General features: G+C 42.1%; 15 protein-coding genes. 7 read left to right on the forward strand and 8 right to left on the reverse strand.

Going from position 1 to position 19,812, the window contains the following annotated elements:
• Positions 1 to 589: 589 nt before the first annotated feature.
• Positions 590 to 2,314 carry a dipeptidase gene (locus tag MA_RS17625; protein WP_011023304.1) on the forward strand — a complete coding sequence of 575 codons (1,725 nt, stop codon included), beginning with the start codon at positions 590 to 592 and terminating at the stop codon, positions 2,312 to 2,314.
• A 230-nt stretch (positions 2,315 to 2,544) separates the two neighbouring features.
• On the opposite strand, the gene MA_RS17630 is transcribed toward MA_RS17625, so the two are convergent.
• The 3 genes from MA_RS17630 to MA_RS17635 all read right to left on the reverse strand — a co-directional run bounded on the left by MA_RS17630 (position 2,545) and on the right by MA_RS17635 (position 4,980).
• Entirely contained in the window at positions 2,545 to 2,826 is a 282-nt protein-coding gene (locus MA_RS17630) for a MarR family transcriptional regulator (protein ID WP_048065686.1), read from the reverse strand.
• Positions 2,827 to 2,986: 160 nt separating this feature from the next.
• Positions 2,987 to 3,151: a hypothetical protein gene (locus tag MA_RS27385; protein ID WP_226990644.1), complete on the reverse strand. Its 165-nt coding sequence runs from the start codon at positions 3,149 to 3,151 to the stop codon at positions 2,987 to 2,989.
• 509 nt (positions 3,152 to 3,660) lie between these two features.
• Entirely contained in the window at positions 3,661 to 4,980 is a 1,320-nt protein-coding gene (locus MA_RS17635; protein WP_011023306.1) for an APC family permease, read from the reverse strand.
• A gap of 309 nt (positions 4,981 to 5,289) precedes the next feature.
• Between MA_RS17635 and MA_RS17640 the strand changes: the two genes are divergently transcribed.
• Positions 5,290 to 6,159 (forward strand): hypothetical protein, encoded by an 870-nt coding sequence (locus tag MA_RS17640; protein ID WP_011023307.1) that lies wholly within the window; start codon positions 5,290 to 5,292, stop codon positions 6,157 to 6,159.
• Positions 6,160 to 6,215: 56 nt separating this feature from the next.
• On the opposite strand, the gene MA_RS17645 is transcribed toward MA_RS17640, so the two are convergent.
• Entirely contained in the window at positions 6,216 to 7,397 is a 1,182-nt protein-coding gene (locus MA_RS17645) for an FprA family A-type flavoprotein (protein ID WP_048065687.1), read from the reverse strand.
• Positions 7,398 to 7,830: 433 nt separating this feature from the next.
• Here MA_RS17645 and MA_RS17650 point away from each other — a divergent pair, with 433 nt between their 5' ends.
• Positions 7,831 to 9,351 (forward strand): glutamine synthetase family protein, encoded by a 1,521-nt coding sequence (locus MA_RS17650; protein ID WP_011023309.1) that lies wholly within the window; start codon positions 7,831 to 7,833, stop codon positions 9,349 to 9,351.
• 419 nt (positions 9,352 to 9,770) lie between these two features.
• Here MA_RS17650 and MA_RS17655 read toward each other — a convergent pair whose 3' ends face one another.
• Positions 9,771 to 10,091: a YbjQ family protein gene (locus tag MA_RS17655; RefSeq protein ID WP_011023310.1), complete on the reverse strand. Its 321-nt coding sequence runs from the start codon at positions 10,089 to 10,091 to the stop codon at positions 9,771 to 9,773.
• 8 nt (positions 10,092 to 10,099) lie between these two features.
• Positions 10,100 to 10,321, reverse strand: coding sequence for a hypothetical protein (locus tag MA_RS27390; protein ID WP_011023311.1), 222 nt, complete (start codon positions 10,319 to 10,321; stop codon positions 10,100 to 10,102).
• 423 nt (positions 10,322 to 10,744) lie between these two features.
• Here MA_RS27390 and MA_RS17665 point away from each other — a divergent pair, with 423 nt between their 5' ends.
• A complete protein-coding gene (locus MA_RS17665; RefSeq protein ID WP_011023312.1) occupies positions 10,745 to 11,431 on the forward strand; it encodes a hypothetical protein in 687 nt (228 codons plus the stop codon).
• 393 nt (positions 11,432 to 11,824) lie between these two features.
• Positions 11,825 to 12,352 (forward strand): hypothetical protein, encoded by a 528-nt coding sequence (locus tag MA_RS28930; RefSeq protein ID WP_011023313.1) that lies wholly within the window; start codon positions 11,825 to 11,827, stop codon positions 12,350 to 12,352.
• Positions 12,353 to 12,734: 382 nt separating this feature from the next.
• Here MA_RS28930 and MA_RS17675 read toward each other — a convergent pair whose 3' ends face one another.
• Positions 12,735 to 13,988 (reverse strand): hypothetical protein, encoded by a 1,254-nt coding sequence (locus MA_RS17675; RefSeq protein ID WP_011023314.1) that lies wholly within the window; start codon positions 13,986 to 13,988, stop codon positions 12,735 to 12,737.
• A gap of 264 nt (positions 13,989 to 14,252) precedes the next feature.
• Between MA_RS17675 and MA_RS17680 the strand changes: the two genes are divergently transcribed.
• Positions 14,253 to 15,527 carry a serpin family protein gene (locus MA_RS17680; RefSeq protein WP_011023315.1) on the forward strand — a complete coding sequence of 425 codons (1,275 nt, stop codon included), beginning with the start codon at positions 14,253 to 14,255 and terminating at the stop codon, positions 15,525 to 15,527.
• Between the two features lie 99 nt (positions 15,528 to 15,626).
• Here MA_RS17680 and MA_RS17685 read toward each other — a convergent pair whose 3' ends face one another.
• Positions 15,627 to 16,415, reverse strand: coding sequence for a helix-turn-helix transcriptional regulator (locus MA_RS17685; protein WP_011023316.1), 789 nt, complete (start codon positions 16,413 to 16,415; stop codon positions 15,627 to 15,629).
• Between the two features lie 302 nt (positions 16,416 to 16,717).
• Here MA_RS17685 and MA_RS17690 point away from each other — a divergent pair, with 302 nt between their 5' ends.
• Positions 16,718 to 19,780 carry a HEAT repeat domain-containing protein gene (locus MA_RS17690; protein WP_048065689.1) on the forward strand — a complete coding sequence of 1,021 codons (3,063 nt, stop codon included), beginning with the start codon at positions 16,718 to 16,720 and terminating at the stop codon, positions 19,778 to 19,780.
• Positions 19,781 to 19,812 lie beyond the last annotated feature (32 nt).

A 19,812-nucleotide genomic window follows, 5' to 3' on the forward strand; every position in this document is an offset into this window, starting at 1 on the left:
GGTGCTCTGTTCTATCAGTAATTATGAAAAATTTGAGTTACAGCAGTTTATGGTAATTTGAGTTGCCGATCACGAATAAGTGTGCTATTGGAATTATATTCGTCTTTATTAGAATTATCGTCGTGATATTTCAGCAAATTTTTAACATTGTATTTCCATCCTTTTGGAACTCGTATTCTACCGTTACTTTTGTTACATTTCGTTTTTTGTCTTTAAGAAATCGATGACATAACTAACATATGGCGATCGGTTGTCGTCTACATCCGGCAGTGGAAATATTCTGACTTCTTTTGAAACCCTGCACAATTCCGCCAACGATTTCAGATGAAACTTAAGCTCATTGTATATTCCCTGTCCGGACTAAAAATTAGTTTTTTCAGTCAATTTGTGTAAAAATTTATAGAAAGTGTTATAGGGAGAAAAAGCCAACCTACTTCTGAAAAGTTGAAATTAATTACTATTGTTATAAAGTTGAGCAATGCACTGAAGAACTGATCCTGAAAAACAATTCCAGAAACCCTGTGGCTGAAAACGTGATAGATTTCGGGAGAGGCTCGGAAACACTGCAAAATAAAATGGGGCGGATACCGTGTGTACAACTTTAATTATTACCAGAGGAGCGAGCAAGGATGGGTCGATGATAGTAGCTCATTCCGACGATGATGAACTGGGAGATCAGAGGATTATTTATGTCCCGGCTCAGGACCATGAACAGGGAGCAATGCGACAGGTGTTTGAGGAACACTATCGCTATCCCCGGTTAGTAACATATGAAAGAGGGCCGAACTATGAACCTGCCACTCACCACGTTTCACAGTCTCCTAATCCGGTTCCGGATCTGACCGGGCCGATCGGCTACATTCCTCAGGTGAGGCATACATATGCTTATTTTGACGGCAACTACGGGATCATGAACGAACATAACCTGATGATGGGGGAGTGTACCAATGGCGCCAAATACCAGCCTGCTCACGTAAGCGCCGAAGAAGCTGAAAAAAATAGCAAACATATCCGGCTCTTTTACAGCCAGGAACTATCAAGAGTTGCACTGGAACGCTGTAATAAAGCCAGGGAAGCCGTCGAACTTATGGGGAAACTCCTCGATAAATATGGCTATTACTCAACCGGAGAAACACTGCTGGTAGCCGATGAAGATGAAGCCTGGGTTTTTGAAATGTGCGCCCTGCCGGATGAACAATACCATTCCGCCTGGGTGGCCCAGCAGGTCCCTGACGGAGAGGTTTTTGTAGCAGCCAACGAGTTTCGAATTCGCCAGATCGAGGATAATAGGAGAGACATTATCTGTTCCGAATTGCTAAAACCCGGACTGAAAAATCTGGGCTGGTGGAACCCGGAGGACGGTCCACTGGACTGGCTTTCCTCGGTAAGTAATGGAGAATATAACCATCCTTATTATTCACTGCGCCGTGTCTGGAGAGTTCTTGACCGGGTCAACCCCGATCTGGCTCTAAGCCCCTGGGTAACCAGGGGTTTTAAAGACGTCAAAGATGGGAGTTATGCTATCGATTATCCCTTTTCAATAAAACCAAAGTGCCCGCTTACCCTTCAGGATGTCTTTGCCCTGTACAGAGATCATTACGAAGGGACGCAATTTGACCTGACCCGGGGTGTAGCTGCCGGACCTTACGGTGATCCCAATCGTTTCGTCGGCCCGTACGATGGGAACCAGAATAATGTTACGGAGAATGAGCACATGTACGGCGCCTGGGAAAGACCGATCTCCATCTTCTATCAGGGTTATACATATGTCAACCAGCTCAGGCCCAAAACCCCGGAAATCCCTGAAGCAAGCAAGGGGCTTTGCTGGTTCGGCCCGGATGTGTCCTATACCACCTGTTTTGTTCCCTTCGCCGCACAGGCTCTGGAATTGCCTGAACGATACCAGAGTGGGGACCCTCAAGTATTTGACCCGAAAACAGCCTGGTGGGCCTTTGATTTTGTATCCAACTGGGCCAGATTGAATTACCAGCGCATGACCAGAGTGGATATTCTGCCGCTGCAGCAAAAAATTGAAACCGAGGAAGTCCAGAAAACGATTCTCCAGTGGGACGAATGCTGCAGGGGAAAAAGTGACCTGGAAGCCAGGGATTTACTTACCAGGCTTGGAAAGGAAAACGCAAACGAAGTTGTAAAACAGTGGCATAAGCTGGGACATGCTCTGATTGCCAAATATTCCGACGGCTACTGTAACCTTCCTGAAAACCAAGAACCTCAGAATATCGGGTATAGTTCGAAATGGCTGGCCTTAACCAATTATAAAGACGGGCCCACTTCCTATGAGATGAAGCCCTGAAACCCTGAACTTTTAATTATAGTTAGCCGCCCGAAACGGACCTGTAACTCATAACTTGGAACAAAAAATTGAATAGGAGAAAAACATAGGAAAATCGGAAACGGCTTAACCGTACCGATCTTATCTAAAGTCTTGAATGAAAGATCAGTAAGTTCATCCGATCTCAGATGTCAACTTCCCGATCTTATTATTCAGACTCAATTTTATTCAGACAAGCTTATTGTTTAGGCTTATTCTACCAGCTGGTTAATTTTATAGTAAAAGTCAACTATTAACTTTGCTGCCTCGCTTTCCATGTTCAGCTGGAAAGTTCGGATTTGTTTTCCCAGGGGTTTTTCCAGGATAACGCCGGACTCGATCAAAGGTGTGATAACCCTTGATACACTGGAGTGAGACAACCCGGTTTCTTCAGCTATTCCTGAAAGATAGGTGGGTTCGTTCTGGTTTTCAATCAGGTTTTTAAGTACGGTCATCTGTGCGGTTTTTCCAAATATTTTTTCCATTGAATCCATCGATATCATCTCAGAGGTGGCTATTCTCTATAAGTGATTCTCATTTCCAATAACTAACCACGGTTATAAACTTATCTATTTATTGAACAGATTTGATATCGGTACAAACCACTCTCAATATTTGGATGCAATGTTCTATCGATAATTCATGAAATTTGAGTTATAATTTTCCGCCGCGTTCCGCAAGTTCTGCATTAAAGCTTGCGGGGCCTTCCCCGCAGCCCAGAATTTTTCGCTTGAGATCGGCAGGGGTCAGGCTGAACATCCTCACATATTCCTCAAAAGACCTGCCCCAGGGTTTGATACTAGGATATATTATTGTCATGATATGTACACTACAGATCATAAATATACAGCATATATAACCATCCTTACCGGATTAAATAAAGCCTAAGGAAGACAAACAAACTTAAGCTTGAAGTTAACTAAGAATAATTCTAAAAAACCCAAGATTTACGGGGCAAGATTCCGAAATTATACATGATGCTTTTTTCTTAGAGGCTGTCTTAAAATTAAATAATACCTGTCCCAAGATTGTTTGTTTTGTCCTGAAATAATTTCGCTTTGAAACTTTTTTCCTCTTGTCCATGTTTTCACCACCCAAACAATCTCACTCCTATTCTGAACTTTGCCTCAACTGGTAATCTATTCCAGAATGGCTTTGTCGTACTCAACTATGTAATAATATGTATTCTCATGTAAAATTCACGTAAAAAACTACAACTGGAAAAATGAGATGAGAAAATTACATGAGAATACTACAATTAAAAAACTGCAATTAGAAAACTACATGAGAATAATGAAATGAGAACGGCAATTGATAAATCAGACAGTCTAAAGCTCATTCTCTCTTTTTCTGGTTTTAAGCAACACCAATAGTGCACTTATTCCTGCAAGGAAAAACCCGTAAAGCATGACTTCTTTACCGATCTGGGAAAAAAGGAAAACCGCGGACAGAGCCCCAAGAGCCGGAAATATGGGAAAACGGCCTATACTGACAGGGACTCTGAAAGGGCGCTTTCTTTCCGGGTCGGTGTATCGGAGTTTTATGAGGGAGATGTTGACTATAAAAAAGACAATAAAAATCATAAAATTCGCAATATTTGCTACTGTTGCTATGTCTCCAAGGAAGACGAACAGACTTGAAAAGAATGCAATTCCGCAAATTGCAGTCCAGGGAGTCTTGAGTTTTTGATGTACCCGCGCGAGGATTTTCGGAAGCGAACCCGAATTTGCCATGCCGTAAACAATTCTTGACCCTCCAAGCATAACCACAAGTACTGTATTCATTGTGGAAAAAAGAGCGATCCAGGAAAGAAGGACAAAAGCCTTTTCCCCAAAAGCGACAGCTGCAACTTCAGCAAGCGGGATCTCCGAAATTCCGAGAACCTGAAAATCAAGCACACTCACGGAAGCTACTGCCACACAAATATAGAGGAAAATAGTGAAGAAAATGGAAATAAGCAAAGCTTTTGGAGTTGTTTTCTCCGCATCTTTTGTTTCCTGGGATAACCGTACAATATCTTCAAACCCCAGAAATGCAAAAATAATCAGGGCAGAAGCCTCAAAGACTCCTGAGAGGCTCGGGGTCTCAAAATAATTTACCGTGCCAAGATAGGGAATCCCCACGTAAATAATTATCATGAGACCTGAGAGTTCTATAAAGGTCATGAGAATAGCCAGCCGGGCTGACTCCTTGATCCCGTAAACCATGACAAGGCTCAGGAGAATATACAAGCTTATTGCTCCTATTAGAATCCCACCTCCGAAAATATTACTGAAGTACCTCCCAAAGCCGAGAGCAACCGCAGAAGCGGTAATTGCTACATAATAGATGACCAGCAGCCCTACAAATAGACCTATACGTTCTCCAAAAGCCTTCCTCGCAAACACATACTCTGCTCCTGCTCGAGGGTACATAGAAGAAAGTTCCATATAGCTGAGAGCGGAAAGAGAGGCAGTAAATCCTGCAAACAGAAAGGAAGCCCAGACCATGTTGCCAGCAAGCCCCGCAGCTTTTCCCATAAGCACATAGATCCCTGCTCCAAGAATATCTCCAATTCCGACCAGAGTAATTTCGAGTAAACTCAGGTCCCTTTTTAGTTCCGATTCCCTTCCCATATAATTGCCTGAGTTATATTTAACTTCAAACATTATATACCAGATGAAATTATATTTCTAAATTCTGATAAAAGACACAAAATTTGAGTAAAAGACACAAAAGTTAATAAAAATTGTACTCTGAATTTGGATAAAATGCGCAAAAACTAGTACATCGATTCCAAATTATGGGAAGAATTGGACTTTGAAATCAGCACTGGTTAATGTTTTTTCTATGAGAAAACCACAAGCGGACAAGAATAAACACGAATTGAAAATATTTGTGTTCACTTGTTTTTATTCATGGTTTATTGAGGATATATGGAATCGATGTACTAGCATTTTCAGCTTGCAGAGGTAGGAATGACGGTTGAAAAGCCAGGTTCGCTTACTCGTTCGATAGACCTTAATTATCCCACAAACAGGGCAATTGTGATAATTACCCTGATATTTCTCTCCGGAGTCTCAGGCTTTCAACTTTTTCTGGAAAGAGATCTTTCTACGGCTTTTTACTCCGGCTTAAGAGCAGGCACCTCGGTATTTTTTGCCTGGGCTTTTGCAAGGGAACTGGACCCGGACAACGAGCTTTCTGCTTTTTTTGCAGCTTTTCTGGGCTGTACTGGCTTTCTGCTTTTTCCTTTCCCACTCCTGCTTGCCCTCTTCCTGGAGCTCCTGCTTCTTCGTATAGTTAACAGAAGTAGCGGTGTGTCATCAAAAACTTCCGATTCTTTTGCAGTATTCCTGCTTTCAAGCTGGCTCTCCCTGGGGGAAAGCTGGATTTTTGGCTTGTTCACCGCACTGGTCTTTTTTTTGGACGCTGTCCTCCCTGTACCTTCTCGCCAAAACCGTATTTTCGGACTGGCAGTCTTAATGGTTTCAACATTTGCCTTCTTACAGGGTGCAGGCGAGGAAGGAACTTTCCCGGGAATGCAATCCGGATTATTCATACTGATAACTGCTCTCCTTTTTATTCCCACAGTCCTCAGCTCCCGGGAAATAAAATCAACAGGGGACAGAACAGGAATTCCTCTGGATCCTCGTCGGGTGCGGGCAGCTCAGCTGATAGCTCTGCTGAGTTCATCTTTGTTTACAGCTTTAAGGGGATGGGCAGGAGTCGAAAGTCTCATGCCTTTATGGGGAGCAATTCTGGGCGTTTCCCTTTACGGATATTCAAAAATGCTATTCAAAAAATTAAGGAAGGCTCCTCGGCCGGATTGCCCGGGAGAAACCTGAGAAATCGGCAAAATAGGATTCTTCGGCCAGGAAATTTAAATCATCAATTTCAATACTTATGTCTTCATTTTTCGAGCCAGTTCTCGCCCTATCTCCTCAACTTTCTTTAATTTTTCTCTGCTGGCTCTGCCCTGTACCTGTAGGGTGCCCACAATCTCTATTTTAGAAGGAGCCAGGAGTTCGCCTGCCTGCTTCAGTGCACCTCCTCCCCAGCCAAAGGACCCGAGTACAACCCCATACTTTGCCGGGGGGTTGAGGGCTTTTACCAGGTAAGTGCCGTACAGGGCAAGCGGGTGCATACCTCCGAGGACTGTCGGTGCTCCAAGGACTATAGACCTGGAATCAACCAGTTCCCTTGCAACATCTCCTATGTCCGAGGCTACAAGGTCATACATCCTGACATCCACTCCTTCTTTTAGCAGGGTTTCTGCAATTGTCCTGATCATCTCCCGGGTAGACCCCCACATACTCACATAAACAATAAGGGCTTTGTTCTCGGTTTTTCCTTGAGTCCATTTCTCATAAGGGTCCAGGATTCGCTTCGGGTTTTTGTAAATCGGCCCGTGGCTGGGGGCAATTATTTCTATCCCAAGGTCCTTTATCTTCTCAAGGGCTCTGGCTCCCATTTTCCCAAAGGGCATCATGATTTCCCCGTAGTAGCGCTTTGCAAGAGAAACTAGCTCTTCGATCTCTTCGTCATAGACTCCCTGGGCTGTATGTGCCCCGAAAAAGTCGCATGAGAAAAGGACTTTATCTTCAGGCAGGTATGTAAACATGGTTTCTGGCCAGTGGAGCCAGGGAGCTTCTATGAAACGAAGAGTCTTTCCTCCAAGGTCAAGGCTATCTCCTTCGGCAACGATTTTGATTCGGGCTTCAGGCAGCTCATGGTAGAGCTTTGCCATCTTTACTCCTTTCTTGGTCGTGACAAACAGGGCCTCTGGAGCTTTTTCAAGGATAAATCGAATTGCATTGGCGTGGTCCGGTTCTGCATGGTTCATTATCAGGTAATCGAGTTTTTTCAGGTCCGAAACCATGTTGATTTTTGCTTCCAATTCCTCTTCAAAACCCGGATTCACGGTATCTATGAGGGCTGTTTTTTTCTCGCCTTTCACGAGATAAGAATTGTAGCTGGTACCCTCTGGCAACGGGATTAAAGAATCGAAGATCCTGCGGTTCCAATCTTTTGACCCAACTCCGAAAACATTCCTGGCAATCTCCGGGATATTATATATTTCCATACTTTTCCTCCAACTCTCTTCTGAATCATTTACTCTCAAAATAAAATGTACCAAAATACGGTACACAGAAATCTTTAACTGTTCCCCACAAGCTCAAAACAGTATTATGGTGTAGCTATGTTAATTCGATATATTTATTATATTGATTAAATATTTTTGATAAGAACCTCTTTCTATTTTTACCTGTTCGTTCTGTCAGAAAAAAAGGTTAGAAGGCATAAGCCTATAATGATTTTCAACACGCAGTATTTTTTTTAAAAAATAATAAAATGAAAAACTTTATATAGACAGCAGTAAGTTATCACTTTCCTATTCAGGCAAAATTTTACATCATCATGCTTGATACGGTAACCATTAAGCCTGAAATTATTCGGTATTGAAATGAGGCTTTGAATACTCGAATATTTCATCAATCAACAAAGAAGGGATATTTATGAAAACATCAAACGTAGAACTGAATCCGAACAAACTGGTACAGTACCTCAATAAGCCAGCAAGCGAGTTCACTAAGGATGACATTATAAGGTTCATCAAGGAAAACGGAATTAAGATGCTGAATTTCCGCTATGTTGGTGGCGATGGGAGACTTAAAGCCCTTACCTTCGTGATCAGAGATGAAGAGCACCTTGATAACTTACTTTCTGCCGGTGAGAGGGTGGACGGGTCAAGTCTTTTTTCATACATCGAGGCAGACACAAGCGACCTCTATGTGCTCCCTAAATACAGAACTGCTTTCGTGAATCCTTTTGAGGAAATACCCACTGTGGACATCCTCTGTTCTTACTTCGACAAGGACGGAACCCCCCTCATAAGCGCTTCAGAAACCATCATGAAGAAGGCTTCCCAGGTCCTGACCGAGAAGACAGGCTATGAACTTCAGGCAATGGGCGAGTTGGAATACTATATCATTGCCAACAGTGGGGAAGTCAATATGGGTTTCCCGGCCGTTGACCAGAGGGGGTACCACGAGTCCAATCCCTTTACCAAATACGACCAGCTCAGGAAAGAAGCAATGATGTACATCGCCGAAGCTGGCGGAAAAATCAAGTACGGCCACTCTGAAGTAGGGAACTTCACTGATAACAACTACTACTATGAGCAGAACGAAATCGAATTCGAAACCGACACCCTTGAAAACAGTGCTGACCGCCTGCTGATTGCAAAGTGGATGCTCAGGATGCTTGCTGACCAGTACGGTGTGGTTATCAGCTTTGCCCCGAAGATCACTGTCGGAAAAGCAGGAAGCGGACTGCACGTGCACATGAAACTCCTCAAGGACGGAAAGAGTATAATGGTCGAGAACGGCGATATCAGTGACGCTGCAAAGCGTGCAATGGCCGGACTTCTTGACGTTGCAGCAGGAATCACTGCCTTTGGAAACAGGGTCCCAACATCCTACCTGCGTCTCGTTCCTCACCAGGAAGCCCCAACTAACATCTGCTGGGGAGACAGGAACCGCTCTGCTCTGATCCGTGTGCCTCTTGGCTGGTTCTCTGACGACTGCAGCAAGATGATTGCTCATGTCAACCCCAACTATTGCGAGGATTTCAAGAGCCACAGCTACAAGTCTACCTTTGAATTCCGTGCTGCAGACCCCTCCGCTGACCTTTACCTCCTCTTTGCAGCCTTTGCTGTAGGTATCCGCCACGGGTTTGAAATGGACAACGCTCTTGAGATTGCAAAGAACCTTTACATCGATGTGAACATCTTCAAGGACGAACACAAAGACAGACTTGCTCAGCTTGAACACCTCCCAGCTTCATGCTACGAGTCCGCCCAGGCCCTGAAGAAATACAAGGACATCTTCACCCAGTACGATGTCTTCACTGAAGGTATGATCGATGACACCGTAAAATACCTTGAAAGTCTTGACGACTACCAGCTCAGTGAGAGACTCTACGGCAAGAATGAAGAAATCAAGAAACTTGTGGATTCTTACATCCATATTGCCTGAGTCCGATAGAATTAATTTAAAACAAACCGGTAACTTTATCTCCATAAAAATGCAGGGCTCATGCTTGCCACGGCAGAGCCCTGTATAAATCCACATTTCTCCCTGTTTTTTGTGATTTTTTCCGGTACGTTGATTGTATTTGAGCTTCTTTCATTTGAGCCGATTGTATTTGAGTTTCTTCCATTTGAGCTTTTTCCCGGAACACCTTAAGAGATCAGAGGCTTTTTTTACTTTCAGAAAACGATCACCGGGTTGAAAATTAAAAGAGAGATAAATTAAAAGAGAGATAAATTAAAAGAGAGATAAATTAAAAGAGAGATAAATTAAAAGAGAAAGACAAACTTCGATGGTACTGTTAAAATAGATTATAAGGCATTAAATCCGAGGAAAAATGACCATTCTTCATCCCCTTTCTTTTATTACCTATTCATTATTTTAACGGCTGTCCCGTATGCAAGTATTTCAGCCGCCCCTGCCATTACCATTGAAGTCATGAACCTGACATTTACCACGGCATCGGCCCCCATCTTTTCGGCATCTTCCACCATACGGTTGATTGCCTTCTCCCGTGCCTCTTCAAGCATCTTGGAGTATTCTGTCAGTTCACCTCCTACGACGCTGCGCAGCCCTGACATGATATCCTTGCCAAGATGCTTGGCCTGAATGGTACTACCGCGGGCCATTCCAAGGGTTTTTGTGATCTCTTTTCCTGCTATTGTATCCGTGGTTGCGATTATCATGTTCTCACCTAGTATCTTCTTTCAGTTTCCTGATCCTCAACGCTCATTTTTTCCTTTATCAGGGTCAATAAAACCAGTAATATACCTGCTACAATTGCTCCGATTGACACTTTAAGTACCAGGTTGGATTCCATGGTAAAAATGTTATATAGACCATATCCCAGCAGTAAGACAAAGCCTATGACTGCCAGTCCGGTACCAAGATTTTTAATTGCTGTGCTACTGTTCATAAGAACATCTCTTCAAACAAAATTGGAATTCTTCACAGAAACCGGGTTGCTTGAGATTTTATATAAGTACAGGATACATATCACTTTCTTTATATTTATAGACATGTTTCATCCGGATAAATTACGCTTTAAGGGCTATGACCTAATAGAGAAACTTTCATGAACCCGAAAAAAGAAGAGAAAAGGAAATTTCGAATTTCTTTAATAATGAGACAGGTTAAGGGCTAAATTAATTAACTGAGGTTTTACCATTTTTCTTTAAATTACTTCTTTTTTTAAAATAACAATAAAAAAAGATGATTTCATCGAAATATTATTTATTGACCTTTAAAATACCATTTCAAATCAAATAATAAGGATTATACCTAATTAAACCTATTTTAAGGTACCAATCTAAAAATAAACCTTAATAAGGTATAATCCATGGTAAAAATTGTTGGTAAGGGATATAGGTATTTTTTGCTTCAGTTGAGTGACTTTTTAGAGATTACAAAAACAATAGTTGTAAGCTTGAAGAGTGTTGAAGGCAGGAAAAAATATGAAAAGATATTTGGAAGAAAATTCGAAGACAAAAAGGATAATTCAAGAATCCTTACCGTTCACATTAACCAGTCAACGCTTGCAAGCTTTATAGGTAATTTTTTTGAAAAAACGATATCAATCACCACTTTCAAGGACCATTTTCTTTTTAAAAATTCAAAATTTAAAATTATGTTCCTGAAGAGTGATAAAAAGAATAAGAAAAAAGCAGAAAACAGTAGACATTGTGTCATATCTACGTATCAAAGAGTACTGTCTGATTTCTTTGAGGACATAATAAATGTCCTCAAACGGAAAATTAATGTTCCTTACAAGGTTAAACCTTTAATTGTGAAGAGTAAGGACTATATGGAGAATGTTCTTCCTCGGAGTCAAATACTCGCTTTTCAAAATCTTAAAAAATTTAGAGGATATTTGAGGAACATTTTTGAATTAAACCCTTTGCTTGGTTCTTATTTTAATGACATTCAGGTATCAATGGGGTATAAACCTCAACTTGAAGAATTATCTTTCAATAATATTTTCAAGCTAGTACATCGATTCCATATATCCTCAATAAACCATGAATAAAAACAAGTGAACACAAATATTTTCAATTCGTGTTTATTCTTGTCCGCTTGTGGCTTTCTCATAGAAAAAACATTGACCAGTGCTGATTTCAAAGTCCAATTCTTCCCATAATTTGGAATCGATGTACTAGAGTTATCAAGATGCAAACTTGGATATTCTAATCTTGAATCATTTATCAGAGATTACAACCAGAACCAAGCTCTAAGGAATGAATTAAAAATCAAAAGCGGAGAAAAGATTACTCTTTCTTCTTATCGACGAAACCTAAAAATAATTTATCCTTATCTGGACAGATATGCAGAATTACTGATCCAAGAATGTAGAAATCTTAACCTTATTGGTGACAAAATCTGGATTTGGGATCGAAGATTTTTTGAGTGTAATTGCAGTGGTTTGAAAAATAAAGAGACTGGACAGCTTTCCGATCCAGATGCTGGACATTATGTCAAGAAAACAGGTAAATTTAGTGTATTATCAGGAACAGGATACACTGATACATGTATTGTTGATAGTTGGTGGGGTTTACCTGTTTATTGGGATGCAGTAAATGCTAGCAAAAATGACAACACCATATTTCAGGATACAATAAATCAATGTATGAAATCAGCAACAGAAAAACCGTTTTTTGTGATCGCTGATGCAGGACCTGATAGTCATCTTTCCAATGAAACCGTAATTGAGAAAGGGGTTATTCCAGTCATAGCTGCAAGAGCGAATAGTGTTGGAAATATCTTGAAAACAGAAAAGGGGAACCACTTCAGAGCTCAATACGTCCCAAGAATTTATCATAAATTGCTTGGAAAATTGTACAATATAAGAACCCCACTGTTGAAAGGAAAAATTCAAACGATGTTGTTGGATACAATAGATCAAAAACACCAACCAGAGGAAGTGAATGGGCTAAAATCTATGTATCGATAAGCAATATTGCCGCATTACTTACGGCACTTACAGCTTTTAAAGTTGGAAGACATGATCTGATAAGAGCACCAGGAGCTTTTAGAAGGTTGAATATCTGAGCAAGTAAAAGCAATTTTTTTAAAAAAAAGGAAGTTTAGTGCTTTTAATTTGATTTTAAAGCATTAATAGTGAAATTGGCAAAGGCTCAGATAAGTAGTATCTTTTCGTTTTAATGTTTTGGAAAATCACTTTTTTCGTTTGGGTGTGGTCTGTGAGAATCACGGCACCCGAATGTCAAAAATGTAAGCAACTTCGGGGTAAAAATAAAAATCGGAATAATTTATCTCTGCGATAATCCACTAAAGATCCATCTTCCGTGCATTATTGACTTATTTATGAGCAGTCATAATTTTGTTTTAAGTCCTCTTCCATCAGGGATTTTCTCCCTGGCTTCTTCTTTTTCAGGCTCTTCTAGATAAGGCACAAGCGAAGAAAGAGCCCGTATCCTCCGAGATTCTGATTTAATCCCGTATGCGATCTCACGGGCTTTTTCCAGAATTTCTTTTTTTCTTGCTTCGTCCAGATGTGGTATCAGAAATAAAAGGGCCTGTGGCCTCATGTCTTTATCTTTAAGATTGGAAGCTAAATGGATGGTTTCTTCTATGATTTCCTCTTTTCTCTGCCCATGCAGACAGGGGACGAGAAACGAAAACGCCTGGATCCTCAGAAACTCGGATTGAATTCCGGCTATCATTTCCAAAGCTTTTTCCAGCAGGGCTTCATTTGTGGTATTGTCCAGATGCGGAACAATCAGGGAAAGGATCTCGAATTTTGCATCATCGTATTGGATATGGGGAGAGAATTCAAAGATCTCTTCAACGAGTTTCTCTTTTCCCGGACCCTCCAGGAGAGAAGCAAGCGGAGCAAAGACTCTGGCTCTTTCGGCGTCATCATGAATATTTGAGGTAGAATAAAGGACTTTTTTTATATACTCTCTCTTTTTTGGACCTTCCAGATAAGGCACAACCAGGGAAAGGGCCCGGGACCTCAGATCCCCATACTGGATTTGACAGGCGAAGTCAAGGGTTTTTTCCAGAATTTCTTCTTTTTCCGTTCCGCATTCTGACGGTTCTGAATTCCAGGTACTATCAGCACTGATGGTACTGTTAGTATTGACTCCACTGCCATCACTGATCTTATTGACACAACTGTTTTTTGCTGTCAATTTTTCAAGAAGTTCGTTAAATTCTTTAAGCACTCTGGCTTTATCATTTGAGTTTTGAAAAGAAGCTCTGCCCAGACGCTCTTCAGTTGCCAGCTTCTTCACTGCCTCGGTTTCAATAAAAGATGAAATTTCCATTTCAAGATCCGGATTCTTTTCAAACGATTTCAGGAACTCCTGAACCAGAGCCTGTTTCACTTCCGGATCAGAGGGTGCAATTACCATATCTCCTGCGGCTTCTTTCAACTCTGGCCTGTCTACAGAACACAGTATTTCCCATAGTTTTTTCTTTACCGCCCAGACCTCGGGTCCTGCTTTTTTGCGAGCTTCTCCAGCTGCTTTTTTGGATCCGATAACCAGATAGGGAATTACAGGTTCGATAAGATCTACTACTTCCTGTGCCAGTTGACTTTTTATTACATCCTGTTGCCGCATTGTTTCGTCCTTCTATTTAGCAAAATATTATGTTCTCTCTTTATGGGTTTAGTGCCGGAACATAATAAAGGCAAGTTTAACATCCGTACTGGAATTAATATAATAGCAGATAAATATTTTGTCGGAAGCTTCAGGGAAAACTCAGTATGATCCGTCTATTAATCCGTTTATAAATCCAGATACGAAATAACAAATCGCAAAACAGTCATTTTGCTGATAATATATAAATAAATTTTTGTATGGAGTGTCTGGATATTATAAAGCATGAACAAAATAAAAATCGCTTTTCTTGTATTTTCTCTAATTTTGCTATGTACAGGCTGCATAGAAGACAAGGCTGTAGTTGAAAAAAACACAGCTGTATTTGAAGAAAGTACGATAAATGCGGACTCAGTTAGTGATTATGATATTGCAGCTGCAAACAACGCTTTTGCTTTTGACATGTATTCACAGCTGGCACGGCGGGAAACAGGAGATCATGAAAACGTCTTTTTTTCACCGCACAGCATATCTGCTTCCATGGCTATCTGTTATGAGGGGGCTGAGGATACCACAAAAGAGCAGATCTCAAACGTCTTCTATTTCCCCTCCAATAAAACAGTTTTGAAAGTTCGTATGGAGAGAATAAATGACAAGATAAATTCCGTAAATAGTGATTATGAGCTTCAAACTGCAAATGCACTCTGGGTGCAGGAAGGGTATCCTGTAAAAGAAACATATATCCACAACGTACAAAAATACTATGATGGAGAAGTAACTAATCTGGACTTTGCGGGAAAACCGGATGCTTCCAGAGATACAATCAATGAATGGGTCGAAGCCAGAACCAATGATAAAATTAAGGATCTTGTTCCGGAAGATGCAATAACTGCTGATGCAAGGTTAATTATTACGAATGCGGTTTACTTTAACGGAAAATGGATGTATGAATTTGATAAGGAAATGACAGGCAAAAAATCTTTTTATCCGACAAAAGAGGAAGACATCTCTGTTGACATGATGTACACGTGTAACAGATTCAATTATGGCGAAACCTCAAAGGCGAAAATTATAGAATTGCCTTATAGAGGCAATGATTTATCCATGTATGTCGTGCTCCCGAAAAGCAACAATATTGAAAAGTTTGAGACAGAATTCACATTAAACGATTACACCGAACTTAAAAACGACATGGAAGTAGTGGAGGAAGTAAAGACCACAATTCCTAAATTTAAGTTTGAGACTAAAACAGAGCTCTCTAATTCCCTCATTGAAATGGGTGTTGTGGATGCCTTCGGGCAGGCGGACTTTTCAGGAATTAGTGACAGTCCGTTAGAAATATCCAGAGTGATTCATCAAGCCTTTATAGACGTAAAGGAAGAAGGTACAGAAGCTGCCGCAGCAACAATGGAGGAGATGGCGATGGGCGTGAGCATCTCATGGGATGCCAAACCAAAGGAATTCACAGCTGACCATCCGTTCATGTTTTTCATAGAGGATGGAAGGACAAACTGCATCCTTTTCATGGGAAAAGTTGAATACCCTGAATATGAGGAGTGAGATAACTATACTTATATTTTTTTGATTTCTTACTTTTTAGATTTTTATTCTTTTTGATTTTCTATTTTTTAGGTTTCTGAGCCTCAAACTTTTATTCATTCAAATTTCTTTTACTTCTCTGGACAGTCCTTCATAGTAAGCATAGAGGTCTTCTCCCCATTGGCGGGCTTCGGGGCCGAAGCATATGATGTCGTTTGCGTGGTCGTAGGCGCCGCTGTTGTAGAAAAGGCCTAGCGAGAGAAAGCCATCCGTTACTGCGGATGAGAGGAGCAGTTCTTTATCGTAGACAAAGAGACGGGTGTTTTCAAGAGCAAGGAACTTTTCCATTTCAGGCCTGAATTCGGTTTTCATTCTTTCTAATACAGGTTCTGTCACAATCAAAGATATATCAATGCCTCTTTCTGCAAAGTTCAGGAACATTTCCGGGTACAGAGGGTGGATAAAGGGAGAGATACCTTTTACAAATTTTGATTTTGAGATATTTTCCACAAATTCGGTGTGGGGAGAAAACATGCTGCTTTCATCAAGAGGCTTGGTAAAGGTACTGTGCTTGAGTTCACCTATCCTCTTCAATAAATATAAGGGAATTCCGTCGAGCTTGTGGTTGGCCCAGAAATCGTATTTATCCTCAAGGGTCTCCATGGTATTGACAAGATTCTGCATATTTTCAGCTATTATGTCTCCCAAAAGGGTTAACTCGTACTTTTTCCTTGTCCCGCACAGGAGGTCTCTGCCTTTAAGCAGTTTGATCTGAGGCTGAACTGAGGTTGGGCTGGCATTGAGAGAATTTCTTAGTTCTTCAAGACTTTTTGGGCCCTCTTTCAATAACAGAAGAATGTTTTTTCTTTTTTCCGAAAATAATACCAGGTTGAGGTAGGAGTTTTCCATTTCCAGACTCCCCTTTTTTAAGATTTAATTCTGAATTTTAACAGTTTTTTATGGTCCTGTCTACATAATTTAAGTTATAATATAAAGGATATTTGGAATTGAATAAGAAGTTATATGTTTTGATCCGGATATCCGAGTATTATGAAGCTCTAAAAATACTTCTTTCTTTCAGGTTACCGAACTTCACCTTCAATACTTTTTTCTTCCGGATAAAATCCAAAATCAATACTTATATGAAACAAACCTGCTAAACTCAAATACAGCAAATAGAAAGGGATTAGAGCAGCAGTTGGTGAAAATTCTTGAGTGACCAGCCCGGTATGCATGATAAGACTTTCAGTCAGATTTCGGAGGAGAGGAAAAAAGCCGCAAGACAGCTGGGGGTCCTTTTTGAGGTTTTTCCCGAGCGGAAGCAGGCATTTGAAGACCTGTTGAGGCTTTGTTCTGACAGGGACAGCGAGGTCAGGGAAGAGGCTGTTAATTCGCTTGAGATGGTTTTCCCCAATGTGCCGGATAGGGAACTTGCCTGGGAGAGGTTTGTAAACCTTACGGCTTATCCATCAGAAAGGGTAATGAGAAGGGGGGTAAATGCTCTAATTGCTGTGTTTCCACTTATGCCTGACAAAATCCGGGCATGGAACGATCTGACCGAGCTGGTAACCTCAAAATCAAGTATGGAAGACGTGAGCAGGGGGATTGTCCGCCGGCTCCCTGATGTGCTCCCGGAGTTTCCGAATAAGGAGCAGGCCTGGAAAGACCTGCTTGAGATGACTGTTTCGGATGACCCTTATGTGCGGGAAAAGGCGGCTTCTTTTTTAAGCATGGTTTTTCCTGAGATTCCTGAGGGAAGGAAAAATGACTCCTGGGACGAATTACTGAAATTGGCAGGTGAGTCCGCAGACTCAAAGGTCAGGGAACTGGCTGCAAAGTCTATCGGAGAGGTTTTTCCGGTTCTATCTGAGGAAAAGAAAGATGAAGCTTGGGAAGAGATGCTGAAACTGGCAGAAAAAACCGCGGATCAGGCCGTTCAAAAGGAAATTCTGCTCGCTCTACCTTCGGTCTTTTCTTCGGTGCCTGATAAAAAAGTGGCATGGGGAGATCTTTTCAGGCTAACCGGCGATGAAAGCGGAGTTATGCGAAAACAGGCAGTAAATACCCTTGTTTCCGTATTTCCTGAGATGCAAAATAGCATAAGAGTCTGGGCTGATTTCCTGAGGCTTACCGGGGCAAGGGACGGATACGTCAGGGATACGGCTGCAGATGCGCTTTCAGCTGTGTTTCCTGAGTTGGCAGACAAAGACTCAGTCTGGGAAGAACTTCTCAAACTCACAGGGCATGAAGATGAATATGTCAGGCGGGCTGCAGCTGATACCCTCAGTAAAGTTTTTCCCCATGTGTCCGACAAAAATCAGGCATATTCGGACCTTGTACAGCTGGCTGAAAAGAAGGATAGTTACGTGCTCAGGAGAGTTGTCAAGACTCTTGCTTCTATCTGCCCCCAATTCCGTAATGAATATGAGATATATGAGGTAGAAGAAGAGGAAAATAAAGAAGGAGAAATTGAAGAGATAGAGGAAGGGGCAGAGAAGTGGAAAAATGAGATAAAAAGGACAGAGCTTGAGGCAGAAGGGGAGAAAAGTAAACCTGCCGGTTTCTACAAACTGGCTTCGGAAAAAGCTACCTTTGTACGAAGGGATGTTGCCCATTCTTTAGGGGATGTCTTTCCTGGAAAAGGAGAAGAAAGGGGGACAAAGGGCGAAAGAGGGGTGAGAGGAAAGGGGGAGATCGAACGTGAGCAGGTCAGGGAAATAGAAAATAGAAAGCCTGCTTTTGACCTCCTGAAGCTGACGAGGGACAGGGACAGCTATGTACGAAAAGATGCAGCTGAGTCTTTTGCCAGAGCATATCCTCACCTGCCGGACAAAAAAGAGGTAATTGGAGAGCTTTTAAGCCTGATGCAGAACCCGGACCCGCAGATGCGCAGAGGGGCTATCGAATCTCTTCTTGCTCTTTATTCCCGGAGGGCGGGCAGAGCGCAGGACATCTGGGGGGCACTTCTTAATATGTCAGGGGATGGAGATATGGGTGTTAGAAAAAGTGCTGCAGGGCTGCTTTCCCATGTCTTTCCGGCAGTTGAGGAAAAATCCGGAGTTTTTTTTGACCTTGTCAAACTCAGTGAAGGTCAAGACGCTCAGCTTCGGAAAAGAGCAGCTGAGCTTCTCACCGTTGCATTTACGCACGTCGATAACAAGCAGAGGGCGTGGAACGATCTGTTGAGGCTTACATCCGTTGAAGACCGGGAGGTCCGGAAAGGGGCGGTACTTGCCCTTGCTTCCGGATTTGCAGATGTTCCGGACAAAGGGAGAGCCTGGAGCGACCTTATAAGGCTTTCAACTCATAGCGACAGCTTTGTGCAGAGGGCTGCAACCCGCGCGCTCGGACCTGCCTTCTTCCATGTGCCTGATAAAACCCGGGCCTGGAGAGACCTGCAGGTTCTTATCGATAGCCCCTATGTCTATGTCCGCAGGAATGCTCTCCGTTCCCTTGGAAGGGCTTCCCTCTGGAGAGCCCTCAGGGCGGAAAACGAAGCTGCTTATCTTTTCGGGTTCAAGGAAGCTGTCAAATACTTTAAGGAAGCTGCTGAAACTCTTGTTGATACCTCCATTCCCGAGTTTTATTCCCCATTTTACGAGAGCCTCCTGAGAATACTTTTTATCGACAGCCCGGAGAGGGCTGCAAGGCTCGAAAGTGAGAGGTATTTTTCAAAGGCGGCCCATGAGATCAGGGATCTGGAAGAAAATCAGAAGCTTCTGGAAATTCTGGAAGAGCTTGCAAGGCTTCTTCAAGCTGCAGGAAATCTGACTCCCGGAGACCTGCCCGCCCAGAAGAAACTGCTTGAGAAATGCATTGCGGCTTTTGACAGGGCTTCAGGGTTGCTGGAAGCTATGGAAGAAGAATTTATTCTTGCGCAGAAGTCCGTGAAAAAAGAGTATCCCAGGATTGGAAAAGTAGTTCTGGAGCAGAAGCTGAAAGAAACTCTTTCCGGAATCCGGTACCGGGCAAGGACCGCCTGCCTGCAAGCAAAAGGCACTCCCACGGAAAAAATTACGTGCGCAGTAAGCCAGAAAGTCAGAGAATGGGGTTTTCAGGACCTTGATAAAGACCGAAAGGAGCTGGACAGGCAGCTTGATTCTCTGCTCAATATCCTCAGGGCACAGGTTCCCAATCTGCCTGAAAATCAGTATTTTTTTGAAAAACTTGAAGATATCAGACAGGAAAAGGACCTGCTTGAACGCTACAGGCGTGTGGGCAGGCTGATCGGCCTGATCCCCGGAATCAGGATGCCAAAAGGTTCAGGCAAATGAAGGTCTTCTCCCTGGAATTCAAATGAAAGTTT

The organism is Methanosarcina acetivorans C2A (assembly GCF_000007345.1).
GTDB lineage: Archaea > Halobacteriota > Methanosarcinia > Methanosarcinales > Methanosarcinaceae > Methanosarcina > Methanosarcina acetivorans.